The organism is Kitasatospora sp. NPDC057692, assembly GCF_042799475.1.
GTDB lineage: Bacteria > Actinomycetota > Actinomycetes > Streptomycetales > Streptomycetaceae > Kitasatospora.
This window is the reverse complement of the sequence record NZ_JBHVIV010000127.1, coordinates 1-19,152: the sequence shown is the minus strand read 5'-3', so window position 1 is coordinate 19,152 and position 19,152 is coordinate 1. Positions and strand designations below refer to the sequence as shown.

Below are 19,152 nucleotides of genomic sequence, written 5' to 3'. Positions count from 1 at the left end.
CGACTGGCTCCACACCTACAATCACCACCGCGGACACACCGCACTCGCAGGCAAGCCACCCGCCAGCCGCGTCCCCAACCTCACGGGTCAGAACACCTAGCCCGGCCTGGCAGCAGTTCGCCGAGCGGCTGCGGCCGGTCCTGAAGCTGTTCGAGAGCACCGACCGGACAGCCCAGATCGCGGAGGCGTCCACTCGACTGCTGCTCGACCTACTCGGCTGGCCGGGCGTCGTGGTGCGCAGCAGCGCCCTCGCTGCCCAGGCCGGGCGGACCCGGCGGCTGGTGGACCTGTGCCGGGCTGTGGGTGCCACATCGTACCTGTGCGGCACCGGCGGAGCCAGATACGTCGAGCCGCTGCTGTTCGTGGAGGCCGGAATCGAGCTGCGTTCGTTCTCCGTGCCGGCCACCGGGATATGGGCGGGCGGGCGGACGGTCAGCGCCGTGCACTCTCTGATGGTGCACGGGACGGAGGCTGTCCGGCGCGGTATCGAGACCAGGCAACAGGCTGAGCCCACCGTCGTCGTGGGCGCGGTGCGCTGAGTCGTAGGGCCTGTCAGAGCCCGTCCAGCTGCTCCTTGAACGCGATCACCGTTGCAGCGTCCGCAGCTTGCTTCGGGGCGAGGTCTCGGAGTGGCACGTCGCCGAGCTCGTCCCGGACCTTCCCGCCGCCTCGCCCCAGCGGCCGCCGGCGTCTGTGGCCCAACTCTTCGGCAGATCAAGCACCGTTGTCCCCCATTCTCTGACCTTGACTCAGAGTATGCCTTGTACCGGCGGCGCCGTCTTGGCGATCAGAGCTCGGCGCAACCTGCCAGCCAGATCGCGTCGAGCTTGTCCGTCTTCGGTCGTCCCGGGACGTTCTTCACGTCGCGGGCGTTGACGAGCCAGCACTCCAGCCCGCAGGACTCCAGGAGGAAGAAGAACGGCCGCCAGTATGCGCCGGTCGCCTCCATGACGACCCGGGTGACGCCCAGCGTGACCAGCGCCTCACCCAGCTCCATGATCGCCTCGGTCGTCGAGGCAACGGTGCGGACCTCCTGCACCCGGCGCTCAGGACACGTCGCGTGGGGCACCCGGGTGCAGACCATGCCACTCGTCTTGGCGATGTCGATCGCCGCCACCCGTTCCACCAGCTCGGATCCGAGTTCCAACTCCTCTGCGGTCATGACCTGTTCTCCTCGTCCCGATTGACGCGGTGATGGCCGCCCGGGGAGTCATGGAGGGAAGACGAGAATCTAACCCGCGTGCTCGAAGCAACAGTGCGCAGCCCCTCGGAAGCGACTCCCGGCACCAGACTCATTACGGGCTACCAGCCCAAAGATCAGCGGCGTCGAACGGACGGCCATCCCACTCCATTTTCACGGCGGTGCCAACGTCCGGAAGCCGGATGCAAGAACTCGTTGGTCTTGTTGGGCACCCGCAGCTGGGTGACGGTTCGGCCGTCGCCGGTCATCGCGGCCAACAGGTGAGCGGCGGGCGAGGTGCCGTGCCGGGAGCCCCGAGTGGCTTTCCCGTCCACCGCGATCGAGTCCGAGCCGACCGGATCGGCACCGGTCAGGTCGGCGAGGCCGCCAGGGCAGACCAGGCCGATGACCCGCCGGATCGTGGCGGCGCTCGGTGCGACGCGAACGCCCGGCGCGCCTTCGACCCTGGAGCCCAGCCGGGCCGGGGTGTGCTGCGGAGCGTTCGCGGACCACTGACCGATGGCAGCGTATGATCGCGCGCCGGCGACCACCGCCGAGGCGGCGATCAGCAGCACTGTCACGAACGGGTGACGCACTCCTCGGCGCCGACGCGGATCGGGCAGCAACCGCAACCGCTCCACCAGCGACGATCCCGCCACACCGTCCAGTGCGAGGCGACTTGGGAAGGTCACCCCGTTCAACCGGAGCTTCGTTGCGTTCGTGACGGCCGAGCCCGGTCCCCCTGCATCGCCGTGACCAGCGAACTCACGTGCTCACCGGGACTTTGCAACGGCTCTGCCTATAGCAGGCGCCAATTATAGCCCCATCTGAGGCCACACGGCCGATCTGCGCTCGGAGCGCCAGCACAGATAGATTCAACTACGATAACGATATGGACGGCGTCTTGCTCAAATCGCTTCGGACGAGCATTGAACGACAGCAGGCCATCATTATCGCCGGGGCTGGCGTATCCGTGGCCGCCTCGGACGGGCACAGCTGTGCATCTTGGCAAGGCCTACTGCGTGACGGATTTGAGTATGTTAAACAGGTCAATCGCAATCTCACCGATTCCTGGCTTCGTTCTATCCGAGAGCGCATTGAGGATGACGATCCCACGCTATGGGTCGGCGCCGCCTATGAGATCGAAGAAAAGCTGAAAAGTGTTGGAGAGTTTGGGAATTGGCTTAATGATTCCATAGGCGGCATTACCCCTGTCAATCCCTCCATCATTGACGCGCTTGATAATCTTGGGGTTCCGATCGCCACGACGAATTATGATGGGATTTTGCACCGCCATTTAGGGTGCGGATTTGCGACGTGGAAGAACTCGGCACAGGTGCTCGCCGCTCTGCGCGATGGGAGGACCGGTCGGCAATCCATCATCCATCTGCATGGGCACTATCAAGAAGAAGAAAGTGTCGTATTTAGCGTTCAGTCGTATGGCGCGCTCCTGGGAAGTCATGCCCAAGAGATTCAGCATGCCATGGCGTTGATCCGCACCATGATCTTCATCGGGTACGGAGCAGGTCTGCAGGATCCAAACTTCGGATCTCTCGGACGTTGGCTCGGTGGCGTGACCGGAACTCCACCCACTATTCGTCATTACAGGCTCATGCGAGATGGTGAGAGCGTCCCCGAGGGCAGTTTTTACAGATCGATCTCATATGGCTCCAATTATTCCGACCTGATTGGATTCCTTGAGGAGCTGGCACCTCAACAGGGTGCAGCGGCCTACCCGACCGCTCTGCATGCGACCCAAGCTGGTCAGACTCAACGTACAGGGGAAACGCGGGCTACAAAAATTGACGAGTCGCGATTGGAGCCATTTTGCGCTGTAGCCTCCCAGATTGACTTTACGCCGCAGGCGCGCACGCCAGGCAGTGCACCACTCTCGTCCGATCCGATGCTCAATGTGCAATCTAAATCCGATTTCACCTTGAGTCACCTTGTAGCTAATTTTCCTCGCCTCGATCAGATCGTCGACCTGCCTAAGAAGTTCCAAGAACAGTATGAAGCGGAGCTCGGCAAGAAGCTAGAGTATCTGATACAACTGGCGATAGATACGGGGGTCGACCTAATAGTACTTCCTCGCGCAGTTCTACCCGTGTCCTGCGCAGAGGTATGTGTGAAATTCTCCGACGAGCTATGCATTGTTGCGGGACTCGGAGTACTGGGGGCGCGCGATGCCGAAATACTCGGAGATTTACTTGGCGGAAGAGCTGATCTATCAGGGGCTAGAGGCGCAGAGTGCGTTCTTGTGTCTGGCCCTCAGGGCACCGCTCTTCTCACTAACGACGACTCACAGTTCTGTCAGATGCATACAAATAATTCCGCTATCAGTGCATCCACGGCGCATGGGTGGAATTATCTGCTTCGTGTTGAAGCCGGTACAGAGAGGGAACCATCCGATCCGTGGGCCCTTGCGGCGACGATCGAGGGTGAAAGCCCGGTTATTCATGGCTCGTCTCAACCGATCTCCCTGACCATCCTATCGACTCAGGCCAAGGTGGGAGGAACTCGAGCCGTCTCCAACGGGACTGAAGCAGAGGAATCAATAGTATCGCTGCCGCGTGAATTGGATGCAGGAGTTGAGGGACTCGCTGGCATTTCGATTGCGTGGTCAAATCGTGGATATGATGTGGCGCCCGCGCTTAATGCCATTGTCTATCCTTCAATGCAAAGTCCGCTGCATGCTCTACTTCAGAAGGGGCGAGAGGCGGCCCGACAGGGAGAACCTCCCACCTACGCAGAAGTTCTCGACCAAGTCACCTCGGATGCCGGAAGCCGTGGTGTGAAGACCGTGGAACAGGCATTGCGTTACGCCCGCCGTTGCCGCGACGACCTCACCCCGGAAGCGGAAGCACTTTTGTGGACCCACTGCATTCTTCCCGGCGAGTTGATGACCCGCGCGGAACGGATATACCAACAGCTGCTAACGGCGGCCAACCTTTTGTACCCAGAGCTGAAACGGGAGCCGGGGCTATCTGACTATTTTCGAGCGTTCCGTGAAGCAGCCACACATCTCAAGCGTGAAGTACGGCCTGAGTTGCTCGAAGTAGATGATCAGCAGAAGCTAGGACTGGACGAGGCTCAGCAGCATATTGAGCGTGACCTTTACGGTGAGCTGATCTTCGCGGCGACTCTCGGTGCGTACAGCAGCGAGTCCGCTATCGCAGTACTCGACAAAGGCCTGCGACTACTACAGCTTATTGCGAGCGAGCCTGACGTCCTGCTGCAGTATCGCATCGTCACCAATGAGATAGCCAATGCAGAAGATTTGTCCGCTGCGTTCTTTATTATTTGCACCACACGGCCTGGCCTCGACAGGAAGCGAGTCGAAGAACTGCGAGGCACGGTTGGTAACCAGCTCTCTGTTACCTTTCATGGTAGCTATGCGGTGGCCTATACAGACGGCACCAAAGAACTCCCTTGGTCAACGCTTTTGCAGGCGACAGAGTGGGGAAGCCCCACGGGGGTTTTGGGTTTGATAGGCGAGGTAGAACGAGAGCCGCAAGTTTGCGACTCTGCCTTGCTAGTCGATTTTCTGCGTAGCCACTCAAGTCCAGCAGCCATAACAATTAGCTGCCAGGCGGCGACACCTCTTGAAGGAGAACCCACCAGGTCTAATGGAACTGCGAAAATGGAGTCGCTCACTGACGAATTGCATCGCAAGCTTGTGGGCCTTGAACTGGCTAACGCCAGAGACACTTCCCGGTTGAAAGTATCTGTGACAGTACAGACGAGAGCTGGAGACCTTTCAGGGAGTCTGGGAACCGTTATTGGACTCAACGCCTGCGGGTTGCCAGGAATGACGATAGTGGAGCAGCAGGCTGAAACGGTTAACCCCTGGGCGCTGCCACCCACATTCACCCTTGCTCCAGCCGTTGCCCTGCGGTTCGTGCACCCACCTGTAGGCGAACTTTACCGAACCTCAACGGACCGCCGACAGCGAATGTCGGGAATGCCGGCTGAGTTGGCAGAGTTTCCATCCGGTGCGTCTTTTGGTAGAGCGGCGATACGTACGTCAAGCGGGGATCGGGTCGTTGAAGCGCGACTGAGCGATGAAGACCGGTTTAGGCATGTCTATGTGGTCGGGAAGCCGGGCGTTGGCAAGACAACGCTACTGAAGAGTCTCGTTCGCCAGGATATAGAGCGCGGCCACGGCGTCACGGTCATCGATCCACACGGTGAGCTCGTTGAGGCAATTGCGGCTATAATTCCAGCGGAGCGCCTTCCGGAAGTGGTGCTTGTCGACCTCGAATCCTCAGAGGCGCTTCCGGTCATTAACCCCCTTGATCTCCCGCCCGGTAGCCGATCGGCGCGAGATAGGGCAATTCAGGAGATTCTGCAATTCGTTCAGCATAGGGTGTATCACGAGTTTAGCGGACCTCGGTTTGAGCAGATTTCGCGACTCGTTCTCAAATCGATGCTAGATGACGGGTACCCTGTTGCGCCGGCGATTACTGAGGTATCGCCGATCTTAGGCAGCGAAGATCTCCGGTCCTCCGTGCAAGCGATTGTTCGAGATCCCCTTCTTCGCGAGGATTGGCGTGCCCTTGTAGCGCAATCCTCTGCGCCCGACTTTCATCAGGTTCTGGCGTGGGTCACGGCGAAGTTTGACGAACTCACGAGCGACTCTTCTCTGCGCGCCGTGGTAGGTGGATCTCGAACAACGATCAACATCGAAGAAATAGTCCGAGATGGAGGCATACTTCTCGTGCGCCTCCCTGAGTTCTCCGTGGGAGAGCGTGCGGCGGCCTTCATAGGTTCGATGATTCTCGCACGGCTACGACGAGCCACATTCGTCGACCTGAAGTCAGCTCGCAGCCGACCGCCGCACTTTGTATATATGGACGAGTTCCATCGTTTCGCTATCGAAGGATTCGATCGAATGATTGCGGAGGCCAGAAAATTTAGGGTTGGATTCACTCTTGCTCATCAGAATATCGATCAGTTGCGCCAGTTTGACCCGCGCACGGGTGTCACGACGCACCAACTTATTGGGTCTATCCTAGGAAACGCCGGAACGCTTGTCGCCTTCCAGGTTGGGCCGAACGATGCTGAATTCATTGCCCAATATATTGGCTGCCGATCGGCGCTTTTCGGTGAATTGGGTCCTTATCAGGCTATCGCTTCGTTCTCGCTTCAAGGTCAGCAGTCTGAGCCGTTTCTCCTCAGCCCGGCAGATGTGCCGGTGGGACCTACCGAATCCGCTATGGCGGATCTGCGACGGAGAATGCGAAATTTGGGACTCTGGCACGGCATAAGCGACATTGATGCAGAGCTTAGGAAGCGACTTCGCCGGATTGAGGGTGAAGACTCATGAGACTCGTTGTCCTTGTCTGAGGCGTGGGCGGCGAACGCGTACCGCACACCGTGCGGGGGAAGCAGGGCAACCTCCCTTCTGGTTCCGGTTTCAGCGTACGGCAGTCCAAGTTGCCACCTACGACGTCGCCTGCTTTGGCGGAGTTGAGGCGCTCAACCACCCCTCACACGAGGCGGTGTCAACGATGATCGGAAGGCCGTTCTCGGCGGCCAGGGTGAACTTGCCGTCGGCGAGGATGTCACCGGCGGCGAGTTCGAGCCGGGAGCGGATCGCCTCGATGTGCCGCTCGGCGTCGTCGTACAGCAGCTCGATCAGCCGGTCCTGGTCGGCACCGTGGGACTGCTCCAGCAGGATCTGCTGCTGCTCACCCACGAGCAACTTCTGCCCGAGCGGGGGGAGCAGGCCCTCGCGGGTGGTCTCCCACGCCGTCCGGTCGGCGAACGGCACCGAGCTGTCGTACGCGCGGTACTTGGCGACGTTGACACGTCGGCCGGACTGCCGGATACGCCACTTGACCTCGCGGGTGGTGACGGCCGGGAAGACGATGCTGGTGAGGAGGAAGTCCTTCGGACTGGGGATGGCCCGGGCGAAGGTCGTCAGGTCGTTGCTGCTGACGCCCTTGATGAGGTCCTGGATGGTCATTGTTCAGGCCCCTTTCACACGAACCGGATCAGCGGGCCGGTGGACGACGGGGTGACCTTGGTCGGGTCGATGCCGCCGGGGACCTTCGCGGCCTTCACGACGCCGTGCCACAGCAGCGCGGCGGCGACCTTGGTCTGCGACGGCGCGAACAGCGCCTCGTCGTAGACGACGCCGGCGAAGACCTGGCGGCCGTCGCTGGCCGCCGGGTCGAACGGCCCGAAGAGGCCGGACGCGGTGATCTTGCCGAGCGGGACGCCGGACAGGACTCGGTAGTACGGCTGCGCCGGGTCGGTCGACGCCTGGTAATGGGTGCCGGCGGTGAACTTGGTGATGTCGAGAGTGGCGGTCTCGGTCTGGTCGGTGCCGTGCAGGCTGCCGAGCCAGGACCGGCTGGCGGTGTAGGTCACCGAGGTGGTGACCGGCTGGACGGTCAAGTGCCCCTCCAGGGCGGAAGACTGGGGGTCTTCGCGCACTCACCTGCTGGTGGTGCCGTCCACGGAGGGGCGTGGTCCCGAGTTCCCGGTTCACTGCCGGGTCAGGTGCTCGTGGCCGTGGCTGGTCAGCTGGTGACGTAGCCGCGGCGCTTGGCCATCTCCAGTCCGGCGGACGTGGTGGCCGGGGCGTGGCCGCGCGGCGGGGGCCCGCCGGCGGGGGAACCGGCCGGGGCGGGCGGCGGTGCCACCGGCTTGGTCTGGCCGAAGAGTTCGGGGCGCCGCTCGGCCAGGGCCTTGGCGGCTTCGGTGACGGCGTCCTCGTCCGCGTCGTCGGGGACGTCGAGGAGGCGGACGGCGTCGGCGAGATCGGCGTCGCGGGCTCCGAGGCGGGCGAGGGCGGTCTGCCGGACGGCGGCGCGCAGCCGGGCGAACGCCTGCTGCTCGCGCTGCTCGGCGTCGCGCTCGCGCTGCTGGGCGGCCTGCTCACGGCGCTCGACTTCGGTCAGTGCGGCCTGTTCGGCGGCGCGCTGTGCCTCGACCCAGGCGGCGAGAGCGGCAGTGTCCGGGAACCCAAGGTCGGTGGCGATCTTCTTCGCGGCGGCGCGTTCACCCTGGGACTTCTCGCGGGCCAGCAGGCGGCTCAGGGTGTCCTGGGTGATGAGGGTGCTACCCGGATCGGCCGACGACGGGGCGGGCGGGGCCGGGTCACCAGCGGTCGGCGTCTGGGCAGGGGCGGTCATGGAGAGTCCTCCGGAGCAGCGCCCCCGCGCCGATGATCAGTTTAGACCAGGCCGAGCCCGCTCTCCCAGGATTCAGGGCCTGCTCGATCCGGCCCCGGCACGTGGGTTCCCCTGGGGGAACCCAGCAGGTGGAGGTGATGGGTTGCCCCAAGGGAACCCATCAGGTTTCCCCGGGGGAACCCAGTGGGTTTCCGTGGGGGAACCCAGTGGGTTTCCGTGGGGGAACCCCTTCCTTCCTGCTTCCTTCCTACGTCCTTCCTTCCCCCCTACCCCCCGCGGCTTCGCTCGCAGGGGGCACGAGTCGCTGGCTGCTTCTGGGATCGCCATCGAGCGACGGCACGGCGGCGATGAACGCGCCGACGGTGATGAGCAGCAGCCCGAGGGCTTGGATCTTCACGCCTCCGTAGGCCGCTTTACGGACGCGCTCGCTCAGCTCTCGGGCTGATGGTCTGCCGCTTCGTTCAGCTCGCCTACAGCGGCCTGTAGGGCGTTCTGGTGCTGTTCCGTGCCGGAGTCGACCTGGGCTCTCAGGTGTAGCAGCTGAATGTTGAGCCAGGCGACCTGGCTCTCAACGGGGAGAGCGGTATCGACCCCGTCGTACTTGCGCACGGTCACGTCATCGGCGACCGCGATAGCGTCGGTTGCGCTCACTGGCTGAGCGACTTGGGCGCCTCTGCTGGTCCAACGATCTACGAGCCTACGACCGGTACGGCGAAGCCGACTGCCTTCGGCCAGCGGGCGGGGAAGGAAGGTCTCGCCAGCGAGACGATGCTCCCTCCAGGTCTTCCGAAGGCCCCATGCGGTCACGCCGGCCCCCAGGATCTGGAGGACGAGCCCGGTGATCACCCATTCCATCCGCCCATGCTCCCTGACCGGAGCATGGGCGAGACGGGCCGCGCGCGGCAGCCTCTCGGATGTACCCGGACGGCTGCCTGAACGTCGGCTCACTCAGCGCCGGTCGGCACCGTGCTGATCTCCCGTTCGGCTTCCGGCAGCCCGAGGTAGCTGCGGACTGCCGCGTTGTCGCCGGTGGCATCGGCGAGCCGGGCAGCGGCCCCGAACGCCCTGGCCTGGATGCGCTGAACTTCGCGGGAGGCGTCGTCGATCGGGTAGCCGGCGTCGGCAAGCATCCGCACGCCGGTCTCCAGCGCCATCACTCCGGCCCCGACGGCCTTGGTGACCTCGTCCAGCACCGCGGCGCGGTCCGTCGGGGTGTGCGGGCCCCACGCAAGGCGCACCGGGATGCTGTCGCCCTCGGCCCAGCCGTCAGCGCGTCCAGCCTGGTAGAGGCGCTGGGTCGTCTTGAACAGCAAGGCGTACTTGTGGGCGCGCGCCAGTCGCATGTTGCTGACGAGCGAGTCCAGGGGGCCGAGTGCCAACTGCAGCGCGAAGCCCGAGGGCACGTCGGCCGGGGAGAGCGTGCCGAGCCCGGAGGAAGTGATCCGGGAGTTCGCGGCCAGGCGGTCCAGGAGGTGGTCGCTGCGGGAGCGGAGTTCGGCGAGCTGGGCGGAGGTGTCCAGCGTCGACATGGAGCCGCCTTCGGCCAGCGCCCACACGGTGCCGGCGCGGACCTGCAGAGGGGCGGTGGCGCCGGTGGTGCGGTCCTTGGGCAGCCGGACTCCGGAAAGGCCGATGATGGGCGTGCCGGTGGTGGCGCTGGCCGAGGCCGAGTCGGTGTCGGTGGCGGCGAGTTCGTCGAGGACCTGCATCACCTTGGCGAGGATGGGCTGCCCCCAGTGCTCCCCCGCCTCGGGCACCAGGTTGACCACGTGAACGACGGGAACGAAGTCGATTTGTAGATCAACAGCCTGGAGAACTTCACCGTCGGGCCGGACCCGGTAGGTGGCCTTGTCGGCGGGCAGGTTGTAGACGTCGTGCCCGGCCTTGAGGTCGCTGAGCTGCCATTCGGCGTCGGTGAGGTAGCACGTCGTCCAGGACATCCGCCCCGGCGCCCACGGGTAGGTCCGGCTGATCGCCCCGCTGTCGAGGTCGGCCACGTCGCCGGGCGTCAGGAGCAGCGCCCCGTCCGGGCCCGTCGCCCACTCGCGGACCGGCCAGCCGGCAAAGTCGACGCCGGGGCGGCTGGCGGCGGCGATCGGCCCAAGCTCATAGGTGATGCGGCGAAGCCGCGCCGGGCGGCCGGTGGTCTTGTTCTCCGGCACCTCCCACGCGAAGTGCACGCGGGTGGGGAACTCCTCGTCCAGGTCGTCGGACAGCTCAGGGAAGTAGAAGCCCGGGTCGATCGTCCGCAGGATCGGGCGCCCGGCCATCGGCGACCACGCCAGGGTGTAGACCCCGTCGCCGCAGCGTACGGCCGACCGCTCGGTCTGCTGGATCCGCATCGACAGCAGCTCCTTCTCGGCCCACGTCCGCAGCTGCTCCTGGACGTGGCGGGCCCGGCCGGAGTCAGCGTCGGCATCCGGGCCGGGCTTGTGCTCGGCACCGGGCACGACGATGCTCTGCTCGGAGCCGAGGAGGTAGCCGAGGGCCGCTTCAATCACCTTCGAGGCATCGCCGAGCTCTCGTCGGTCGAGGCCGTTCTCGTCGCCGGAGGCGTAGGCCAGCTGCCCAGCCTGGTTGGCGTCGTACGCCGCCATGATCTTGTACGACTGAAGGCGCCGCAGGTCCTCGACCGGCACCCACCCGGCGGCCAGCTCACCGAACGGGCCGACGCCGCGATGCACCGGCTGGCTCATGACCGGCTTGTAGTTGAGCCAGCTCCAGGCGTCGACGAGCAATTCGCGCAGGCCCACGTTGCTGCCCTCCCAGGCAACCAGGCCCCACGCCGAAGATCAGACTACGGGGTGATCACGTCCTCCCCGCGCCGAGACCCGCCCTGCCGCGGCCGGAGCCGGGCCTACGAGGGCGCGGGCGCCAGGCAGCCGCTGAAGAACCCGCCGCGGTGGACAGCGACCCGCTGGTCCGCCGTGAGCTTCGCCCACTCGGCTTCGCACAGCTCCTTCACCCCGACCTGGCCCCCGGCAGCGACAATGGCCTGCTGGGCGAGCCGCCCGACTCCGGAGGACGCCTTCTCGTCGCTCGGCCAGCCGACCAGCTGCTGTGCGGCAGTCGCCACCTTGCTCGCCGGCGCCACCGGTGCCGGAGTCGACTGGACGGCCGCAGACAGCGGTGACGTCTTGTCCGCAGCGGCCGAGCAGGCCGACGCTCCCCCGAGCAGCACGATCGCCAGTGCGGCACCGAGCCGCTTCCCTCCCACGTTCATGATCGGAAAGGTAGCAGGGAACCTACCGGAAGACTCCGAAGGAAATCCGGTTGCCCGGCCATCTCGGCAACGGGTGGAATTGCCCGGGACCCCACCCAGAGACAGCCACACAGCAGATGGATACAGCCCGGTCTTCAAGGCCACTCTGGCCCCACCGGCTACTGGTTGCAAGCCCCGGCCGACAGCCAGTGAGGCCTCACACCTGGTCGGGCATGCGCCGACCGTGCATCCCGCCCCTTGCGGCCCTCGCCGACCGGGCCTACTCGTCCCAGGCCATCTGCACAGGCGCGGGATCTGAGCGGTGATCCCGCCGCCAGCTGACCAGATAGCCAGCAGCACGCGCAAGGGCAGCCACGGCGGTCGACTGCCACCGCCTGAAGAACTGGCGAGGTCTGGCCACCCGCTACGAGAGGGTCGCCCGTCTGCCAGGGCGGACTCCATGCCGCAGGCATCCTCCTTCCGCTTCTTGAAACGGCGCTGTCCTGTCAGTGGCACAATCTAGGCTTCGCCTGTGGACCAGCACCATCACTGGGCAACCTCTCCGCGGGTGCCCCTGCATCCGTGCTAGGAAGGACAAGCCAAGTGGTCGACCTGAAGAAGGACGTCTGGGCCATCGCTGACACCCTGCGTGGTGTCTATGCCCGTAACAAGGCAGGTGACGTCATCCTGCCCATGACGATCCTGCGCCGCCTGGAGTGTGTTATGGCACCCCACCGCGCCCAGGTTGCCGCGATCATCGCCCAGCAGTCGAACGAGACGCTGCGCGTCAAGATGATCAAGTCCTTCACCGGCGGTGTGAAGTTCTACAACACGACGAAGCACACTCTGGCCTCGGTGTACGACTCCGGCGACGACATGGCCGACAACCTGCTGGAGTACGTGCGCGGGTTCAGTCAGGACATCGATGTCTTTGCGAACTTCCACTTGCCTCAGCACATCGAACGGATGAGGAAGGGTGGCATCCTCGCCACGATCGTCCGCCAGTTCCGCGACCTCGACCTGTCCCCTGAGGCCGTGCCGAACTCCAAGATGGGCGAGCTGTTCGAGCACCTCATCTACATGGACTTCGAGTCGTCCAACGCTGAGTCCGGCGACCACTACACCCCACGCGACGCGATCAACCTGCTTGTCGACTTGCTGTTCGCCGAGGACGACAACGCGTTGTCCGGCGACGCCATCCGTAGCATCTACGACCCCACTGTCGGCACCGGCGGCATGCTGAGCGTGGCAGAGGAGCACCTGCACCGCATGAACCTGGACGCCGAGCTCCTCCTGTACGGGCAGGAGTTGCGCTCCGAGTCCTACGCAATGTGCCGCTCCGACATGCTCGCCAAGGGCCAGAACCCCCAGAACATTGCACTGGGCAACACCCTAACCAACGACCAGTTCCCGGACGACAGGTTCAACTACATCCTCTCCAACCCGCCCTATGGCGTTGACTGGAAGAACGTCGCCGAGGAGGTGGAGAAGGAGCACAAGAAGGGCTTCAGCGGTCGCTTCGGGGCTGGCCTGCCCCCGACCTCCGATGGTGCCCTTCTGTTCGTCCAACACGCCATCGCCAAGATGAACCCCGCTGACAGCCAGGACGGCGGCGCTCGCGCCGGCATCGTCCTGAACGGCTCACCACTGTTCTCCGGCGGCGCCGGGAGCGGCTCCAGCAACATCCGGGGATGGCTGCTGGAGAACGACCTAATCGAGGCCATCGTCGCGCTTCCGAACGACATGTTCTACAACACCGGCATTCCCACGTACCTGTGGATCTTCGACAACAACAAGCGCCGCGAGCGCAAGGGCAAGGTGCAGCTCATCGACGCCACCTCCTTGGGTGCCAAGATGCGTAAGTCCCTGGGATCCAAGCGTGTTGAGATCGACGAGGCCGCCCGGGAGCGCGTGTTGCAGCAGTACGCGGACATGAAGTCCTCGGACACCTCCAAGATCTTCGACAACCTTGACTTCGCCTACTGGCAGATCACCGTCGAGCGGCCCCTGCGCCTGAATTTCGAGACCGCACCCGAGCGTGTCGCCCTCGTCGCCGAGCACAAGACCCTCGGCAACATCAGCGGCCTCATCGACGCGCTGAACTCCTTCAACGGGGGCCACTACCTTAATCGCGAGGACTTCCTCAGTGACCTGGGCAAGCACCTCGGTTCCTGCGGCATCAGCCTGACCGCCGCGCAGCGTAAGGCTCTGTGGCAGACGCTCGGAGAACGCGACGAGAACGCTGACATCTGCCGCGTCCAGTCCGGAAAGAACAAGGGCGAGCCAGAGCCTGACATTCCGCTGCGCGAAGCCGAGATTGTCCCCTTCGGCTGGGACGGCCACGCCAAGAGTCACGCTGCTGCGCGCACCACTATTGATGCATACTTCAATGCCGAGGTCAAACCACATATTGACGACGCTTGGATTGATTACACCAAGACCAGCATTGGTTATGAAATCCCCTTCACTCGCCATTTCTACAAGTACGTTCCCCCGCGGACTCTCGCCGAAATCGACGAGGATCTCAACCACTCCCTACAGGAGATCCTTTCTTTGCTGCAGGCGGTTGAGGCGTGACCGGGAATCTCTTCGATGGGCGCAGCGAGCAGGTGGGAAAAGAGGCGCGCAATGCGCTTTCTGCGACTAAAAGAATTACCCTTACACCCGAGACTGATACCGCGTTCAAGATTTCCAATCATCGAGTCCAACTAAGGAGATTCGTTAAGTTCCTGACCAGCGGCTCGCGAGGGTGGGGCGACTATTACGCCGACCAAGGTGATGTATTCGTCCGCATCGGAAACCTGCCCCGTCTGTCGCTTCAGCTGGGCGGTGAAATTCAGCGTGTGGACTTGCCTTCTCACGTGCGCGAGGGACAGCGGACCCGGCTTCGCGAGGGGGATCTTCTATTCTCCATCACCGCCTACATCGGGTCTGTGGCTGTCGTGGAGTCAGGATGGGTTGACGCCTATGTGAGCCAGCACGTGGCTCTATGCCGGCTGGACCTTGCGCGGCTGGATCCGCGGTTCGTCGGGTACTTCATGCTCGGAACCGAAGGCCAGGACCAACTTCTGCAAGGAGCTGTCGGCGGGACGAAGGTCCAGCTCGCCCTTGACGACATCCGGGGACTCCGAATTCCCGTGCCTCCGCTTGAGGAGCAGCAGCGCATCGCAGCTCATTTGGATCGAGAACTAGCGAAGATCGACACGCTAATCGCTGCGCAGGAGCGGTTCGTCGGTCTCCTAGAGGAGCGGCGCGAGGCGGTAGTTCGGAGCGCCGTTCCTGTTCCTGGCCAGAGCGAGTGGAAAGCAGACAAGCTCGGACGTCGGTCGATTATCAGTAACGGTTCAACTCCGCGGCGCGAGGAAGAAAAATACTGGCTCAATGGACATTTCCCCTGGCTGAACTCCTCGGTTGTAAACCTTCGATCAGTTGTTTCTGCCGATCAGTTCGTGACTGGCGAGGCGATGGTGGAGTGCCATCTTCCCATTGCCGAGCCGAATGACATCCTGGTAGCCCTCACAGGTCAAGGAAAAACCCGAGGAATGGCAACCATCCTCAAAATTAGGGCCACAATTAATCAGCACCTCGCTTGCATTCATGCGGACCGCGCCCGTTGGGACCCTGAGTATTTGCTGTGGTCGCTGAAGTCGGCCTACCGCGACCTTCGCCATGCTAGCGACGCGAATGGGGCCACTAAGGGTGGGCTGACGGTTGACGCTTTGAAGCGCCATGTTCTTGTGATGCCCCCTCTCGAGGAGCAGCGCCGCATCGTGGACTACCTCAACCGAGAGACGGCGAAGATCGATACGTTGATCGCGAAGACGCAACGGCACATCGAGCTCGCCAGGGAGCGCCGGATCGCGCTCATCACTGCTGCCGTGACCGGCCAGATCAACTTCCCTGAGGAGGCCTGATCCGTCGTGGACCTGACCTACGAGTCGGAGTTCGAGCAGCGCATCTGTGAGTACCTTGCCTCCCAGGGATGGCTGTACTCCCCGAACGGGAACGGATACGACGCTGAGCGTGCCCTGTTCCCGGATGACGTGTTCGGGTGGCTTAAGGACCTGGACCCGAAGGCCTGGGAGCGCAGCATCGGTTCTGGCCTGCGGGCGGCCTCGGCGAAGGAGGCTCTGCTGGACCTGATCGTGCAGTTGCGCTCAACCCCGCTGGATAACAGGGGCGGTGGTCCTGGCGGAACCCTGCAGTTGCTTCGCTCGAACGTCCCCGTGGGGCTGCGGGACGAGCTGAAGATGGTCCAGTGGCGCCCGGCGGACCCGACGAACGTCACCCGCAAGGCTGCTTACGACAAGGTGCGCCTGCGGATCATGCGGCAGGTGCACTACTCGCAGAAAAGGCCTCACGACAGCATCGATCTGGTCGCGTTCATCAACGGCATCCCGGTGGCCACATTCGAGCTGAAGACCAACTTCAAGCAGTCCATCGACGCTGCGGTCAAGCAGTACGCTCAGGACCGGAACCCCAAAGGAGAGCCGCTGCTGGCGTTCGGCACCGGGGCACTTGTGCACTTCGTGGTCACTGAGTCCGAGGTCCGCATGACCACCCATCTGGACGGCGAGAACACCTACTTCCTGCCGTTCAACAAGGGCAACAACGGCGGCGCAGGCAACCCGGTCAACGAGCATGGGCCGGCCACCGCGTACCTGTGGGAACAGGTGATGGCTCGCGACACGTGGCTGGACATCTTCGGGTCCATGCTATTCGCGGACGTCAAGACAAGCACCAACGCGATCACGCGCGAGCGCAAGACTTCGACCAAGGTGATATTCCCGCGCTTCCACCAGTGGCAGGCCGTCTCGCGGATGGTCGAACAGGTCAAGGCTGAAAGCGCGGGAGGACGGTTCCTGATCCAGCACTCAGCAGGGTCGGGCAAGACGAACACGATCGGATGGACTGCACACCGCTTGTCGAACCTGCACGACGACACCGGTCGCAAGATCTTCGACACCGTCGTGGTGATCACCGACCGCACTGTGCTCGATGACCAGATGCAACGCGCGGTCCTGCAGATCGAGGGCAAGCCGGACTACGTCTACAACGTCGACAAGAGGGCCCGCACTGACGAGGGGTCCAAGTCCCGTGCGTTGCTCAAGGCCCTGCAGGACCGTCGCCGCATCGTGGTGGTGACTATCCAGACCTTTCCAGCCGTGCTCAAGCTCCTGGCACAGAACGACTCGCTGGCCGGGCACCGGTTCGCGGTCATCGCCGACGAGGCGCACTCCTCGCAGGCTGGTGCCACCGCCAAGAAGGTGCGTCAGGTACTGCGCGCCGGCGGTCAAGAAATCGACGAGGGCGCGGAGGTTGACGCCGAGGACACACTCAATGCGCTTGCTGAGGCCCCAACTCCGAACGTGTCATTCTTCGCGTTTACCGCCACCCCGAAGCCCAAGACGATCGAGCTGTTCGGGCGCCGAAAGACGCCCAACGCCAAGCCGTCCGCGTTCGATGTGTACTCGATGAAGCAGGCCATCCAGGAGGGGTTCATCCTGGACGTCCTGCCTCGCTACCAAAACTACGGGACCGTTTACCAGATCGCCGAGGCGATCAAGAAGAACGGTGTCAACGTCTCAGCCGACGACGAGGACAACCTGGTCGAGAAGACCGCGGCGGCCAAAGCACTGAAGCGGTTCGTGCGCCTGCACCCGACGAACATTGCCCAGAAGGTTGAGATCGTCGTCGAGCACTTCCGTGCCAATGTGGCCGGCCTGCTGGACGGCCATGCAAAGGCCATGATCGTGACTTCGGAGCGCAAGCACGCACTGCGGTACAAGCTGGCGATCGACAAGTACATCAAGGCCAGGGGGTACGACCTGGGTACCTTGGTCGCATTTTCCGGCACTCTCGACGATCCGGAATCCGGCATCCATGAGGAGGTCTCCGAGGCCAAGATGAACCCGGGTGCCGGATCGGACCTGGCCGAGGCGTTTGCCGAGCCGAACTACCGCGTCATGATAGCCGCGGACAAGTTCCAGACCGGGTTCGATCAGCCGTTACTGTGCGCCATGTACGTCGACAAGCGCCTGGACGGCATCCAGGCTGTGCAGACCCTGTCGCGTCTGAACCGCACCTTCCGGACGGGAAACCTGGTCAAGGACCGGGTGTTCATCCTGGACTTCATCAACGAGCCCAAGGACATCCAGGCGGCCTTCGCGGAGTACTACGAGGAAGCCGAGATCGAGACCGAGACCAACCCCAACCAACTGCATGTGCTGGCCATGGGGCTGCGTACCTTCGGTATCTTCGACAACCAGGACGTGACGCAGTTCGTCGAAGGCGCCCGGGACGGTGACCGCAACGCGATCACCGCAGCGATGAGCCGGACACAGGACCGGTTCGCCCAGGCATGGGACCAAGCCCAGGTCGACGAGGACACTCAGGCCGTGGAGCGGCTGGAGCAGTTCAGGAAGAACGTCTCCTCATTCGTGCGCCTTTTCGATTTTCTGTCCCAGGTGTACGACTACTCCGGCTCCCCACTGGAAGACCTGTGCGCGTTCTGCCGTGAACTGGCTCAGTGGATCAAGGCTGAGCGGAGGCACGACGAGATCGATATCTCAAGCGCCCGGCTGGTCGCCATCGAACAGAAGGACAAGGGCGTCACGAACGTCTCAGTCACCGAGAAGGGCGACAAGCTGACCGGGCCGAGCGCGCTGGGCACGGCGAAGGTGAAGGACCCTGAGATGGTCCCGCTACTGCAGGTCATCGACACCCTCAACACCCTGTTCGATGACCTGTCGGAGTCTGCCGTCGCCGGACTGATGGCGCTTGTCATCCAGGCAGCGAAGTCCGATGAGGTGCTGAGGTCGCGGGCCCTGGAGAACAGCCTGGAGAACTTCCTGAAGTCCGAGAAGGTTCGTGACCGGATCCTCGACACCTTGCTGGCCGCCCCCGGGGAACTCGGGAAGGTAGTGGCCGAGGTCGTCGGCGACGGCAAGGGCCTGGATAGCATCATCGCCGGCGCCTTCCACGGCGTGCGTCTGGACGCTGAGTAGGGGGCTCCTCAATGAGGCTCACTGGCTGAACCCCAACACCCGGCCGGTGCCCATAACGGCAGCACCGGCCGGGTGTAGGCCCGGGCTGGTCCGATCGGGTGGCGCCGGGTTCGGCGGGATCGGCCGGTGGGCAGAGCCTTCGGCATGACGACTCCCCACCCGGTGCCACCGCCGTCGCCAGGAGAAAACCGGTTGTCCAGGCTGCCAGCCCTGCCGCAGAGTAGGCGCATCAGCCCGGCACCACCGCCACGGAGAGGAACGCACGTCATGAGCAGCAGCCAGTCGTATCAGCGTTCTTCGAGCTCTCAGCAGAGCCAGGGGTATCCCTCCGCACGGTAGACCGGCACCCGACATGCCTGGCCGCCCCGGGGGACTCTCCACCAGGGCGGCCTTTGTCGTTGCCGCCCCGCAGTACCGGATGGTGCAACTGGCAGCACGCCTGACTCTGAATCAGGAAGTTCGAGGTTCGAATCCTCGTCCGGCAGCGCAGCGCCTGGAGAGTTGGCCGAGGGTAAGGCAGCGGCTTGCTAGGGCGCGTATTTGGTCGTGATCAAGCGGCTCTGGTGAGGTCCTTGATCCAGATCATCGCGCCACGAAGGTGGAGGCCGGCGAGGTAGCTCT

The 19,152-nt window shown here is 63.6% G+C and carries 13 protein-coding genes, 1 tRNA gene and 1 pseudogene; 7 read left to right on the top strand and 8 right to left on the bottom strand.

Translation table 11 applies throughout. The annotated features are described in order from the left end of the window. Nucleotides 1–100 (top strand): annotated as a pseudogene (locus tag ACFVFS_RS37975) (IS481 family transposase); the annotation flags it as partial. 28 nt (nucleotides 101–128) lie between these two features. Next, nucleotides 129–539: a WbqC family protein gene (locus ACFVFS_RS37970; protein ID WP_380629570.1), complete on the top strand. Its 411-nt coding sequence runs from the start codon at nucleotides 129–131 to the stop codon at nucleotides 537–539. Nucleotides 540–787: 248 nt separating this feature from the next. Here ACFVFS_RS37970 and ACFVFS_RS37965 read toward each other — a convergent pair whose 3' ends face one another. After that, nucleotides 788–1,162, bottom strand: a complete 375-nt coding sequence (locus tag ACFVFS_RS37965) for a transposase (protein ID WP_380629568.1) — start codon at nucleotides 1,160–1,162, stop codon at nucleotides 788–790. 155 nt (nucleotides 1,163–1,317) lie between these two features. Continuing rightward, nucleotides 1,318–1,821 (bottom strand): transposase family protein, encoded by a 504-nt coding sequence (locus ACFVFS_RS37960; RefSeq protein ID WP_380629569.1) that lies wholly within the window; start codon nucleotides 1,819–1,821, stop codon nucleotides 1,318–1,320. Nucleotides 1,822–2,072: 251 nt separating this feature from the next. Between ACFVFS_RS37960 and ACFVFS_RS37955 the strand changes: the two genes are divergently transcribed. Further along, nucleotides 2,073–6,506, top strand: coding sequence for an SIR2 family protein (locus tag ACFVFS_RS37955; RefSeq protein WP_380629566.1), 4,434 nt, complete (start codon nucleotides 2,073–2,075; stop codon nucleotides 6,504–6,506). Between the two features lie 117 nt (nucleotides 6,507–6,623). Here the strand turns inward: ACFVFS_RS37955 and ACFVFS_RS37950 are convergent, their stop codons facing one another. The 6 genes from ACFVFS_RS37950 to ACFVFS_RS37925 all read right to left on the bottom strand — a co-directional run bounded on the left by ACFVFS_RS37950 (nucleotide 6,624) and on the right by ACFVFS_RS37925 (nucleotide 11,545). After that, nucleotides 6,624–7,148, bottom strand: coding sequence for a major capsid protein (locus ACFVFS_RS37950; RefSeq protein ID WP_380629565.1), 525 nt, complete (start codon nucleotides 7,146–7,148; stop codon nucleotides 6,624–6,626). Between the two features lie 14 nt (nucleotides 7,149–7,162). Beyond that, on the bottom strand, nucleotides 7,163–7,582 hold the full coding sequence (locus ACFVFS_RS37945) for a head decoration protein (RefSeq protein ID WP_380629564.1): 420 nt from the start codon (nucleotides 7,580–7,582) through the stop codon (nucleotides 7,163–7,165). 125 nt (nucleotides 7,583–7,707) lie between these two features. Then, nucleotides 7,708–8,322, bottom strand: a complete 615-nt coding sequence (locus tag ACFVFS_RS37940) for a hypothetical protein (protein WP_380629563.1) — start codon at nucleotides 8,320–8,322, stop codon at nucleotides 7,708–7,710. 429 nt (nucleotides 8,323–8,751) lie between these two features. Then, entirely contained in the window at nucleotides 8,752–9,177 is a 426-nt protein-coding gene (locus ACFVFS_RS37935) for a hypothetical protein (RefSeq protein ID WP_380629562.1), read from the bottom strand. 89 nt (nucleotides 9,178–9,266) lie between these two features. Continuing rightward, entirely contained in the window at nucleotides 9,267–11,075 is a 1,809-nt protein-coding gene (locus ACFVFS_RS37930) for a hypothetical protein (protein WP_380629561.1), read from the bottom strand. 104 nt (nucleotides 11,076–11,179) lie between these two features. Continuing rightward, nucleotides 11,180–11,545, bottom strand: a complete 366-nt coding sequence (locus ACFVFS_RS37925; RefSeq protein WP_380629560.1) for a hypothetical protein — start codon at nucleotides 11,543–11,545, stop codon at nucleotides 11,180–11,182. A 582-nt stretch (nucleotides 11,546–12,127) separates the two neighbouring features. Between ACFVFS_RS37925 and ACFVFS_RS37920 the strand changes: the two genes are divergently transcribed. The 4 genes from ACFVFS_RS37920 (at nucleotide 12,128) to ACFVFS_RS37905 (ending at nucleotide 19,016) form a co-directional block, all read left to right on the top strand. Further along, entirely contained in the window at nucleotides 12,128–14,101 is a 1,974-nt protein-coding gene (locus ACFVFS_RS37920; protein ID WP_380629559.1) for an N-6 DNA methylase, read from the top strand. Next, nucleotides 14,098–15,438, top strand: coding sequence for a restriction endonuclease subunit S (locus ACFVFS_RS37915; RefSeq protein ID WP_380629558.1), 1,341 nt, complete (start codon nucleotides 14,098–14,100; stop codon nucleotides 15,436–15,438). Before ACFVFS_RS37920 ends, ACFVFS_RS37915 begins: the two co-directional genes overlap by 4 nt. 6 nt (nucleotides 15,439–15,444) lie before the next feature. After that, nucleotides 15,445–18,531: a type I restriction endonuclease subunit R gene (locus ACFVFS_RS37910; RefSeq protein ID WP_380629557.1), complete on the top strand. Its 3,087-nt coding sequence runs from the start codon at nucleotides 15,445–15,447 to the stop codon at nucleotides 18,529–18,531. Nucleotides 18,532–18,943: 412 nt separating this feature from the next. Continuing rightward, nucleotides 18,944–19,016, top strand: a tRNA-Gln gene (locus ACFVFS_RS37905). Nucleotides 19,017–19,152 lie beyond the last annotated feature (136 nt).

Bases quoted from the DNA above. Each gene is read 5' to 3' on its own strand.
- ACFVFS_RS37925 (WP_380629560.1), bottom strand. From the start codon at position 11,545: ATGAACGTGGGAGGGAAGCGGCTCGGTGCCGCACTGGCGATCGTGCTG.
- ACFVFS_RS37935 (WP_380629562.1), bottom strand. From the start codon at position 9,177: ATGGAATGGGTGATCACCGGGCTCGTCCTCCAGATCCTGGGGGCCGGC.
- ACFVFS_RS37965 (WP_380629568.1), bottom strand. From the start codon at position 1,162: ATGACCGCAGAGGAGTTGGAACTCGGATCCGAGCTGGTGGAACGGGTG.
- ACFVFS_RS37950 (WP_380629565.1), bottom strand. From the start codon at position 7,148: ATGACCATCCAGGACCTCATCAAGGGCGTCAGCAGCAACGACCTGACG.
- ACFVFS_RS37940 (WP_380629563.1), bottom strand. From the start codon at position 8,322: ATGACCGCCCCTGCCCAGACGCCGACCGCTGGTGACCCGGCCCCGCCC.
- ACFVFS_RS37955 (WP_380629566.1), top strand. From the start codon at position 2,073: ATGGACGGCGTCTTGCTCAAATCGCTTCGGACGAGCATTGAACGACAG.